Genomic DNA, 466 nt, shown 5'->3' on the forward strand with positions numbered 1-466 from the left:
GTGGGTGGCATGTATGCAGGGCACATCCGCCTCATCGGCACCGAGCACGGCCTGGGTGCGCGCAACGCCGGGTCGATGTACATGGGCCCGGGCGAGTTCGTGATGACGCTCGACGGGCGGCTGATCAACAAGGGCTCGATCGAGGCGCAGCAGATGCGCATCGCTGCGAGCGACATCGACAACCGGGGCGGGACGATCCGGCAGACGGGCGGTGCGGGGCTCGTGGTCGATGCGAACTCGTTGGCAATTCGGCGGGTGGGGTGATCGGGGTGGATCCGCAGGCGACGGTGTCGCCCGGGACGATTGCCGGGAGTGCCGGGCCTACCGGTGTGACGGCGCCAGGCGCGGGGGGCACCGCCGGAGCTGGCGGAGTCGGTATGGGCAGCGGCACGTCACTCGCCCCTGGCCCTGGCCGCATCACCGCCACCGGCAGCCTCCTCAACGACGGCGGGCGCATCTATGCCGG

General features: G+C 71.0%; 1 protein-coding gene. It reads left to right on the top strand.

Annotation, left to right across the window (positions count from 1 at the left end; genetic code table 11):
• Positions 1-264: hypothetical protein (locus B0W80_RS34145; RefSeq protein WP_143684934.1), on the top strand; the 264-nt coding region annotated here is incomplete at its 5' end.
• Positions 265-466 lie beyond the last annotated feature (202 nt).

This window comes from Variovorax sp. KK3 (assembly GCF_001984055.1).
In the GTDB taxonomy this organism is placed as follows: Bacteria; Pseudomonadota; Gammaproteobacteria; order Burkholderiales; family Burkholderiaceae_C; genus Variovorax.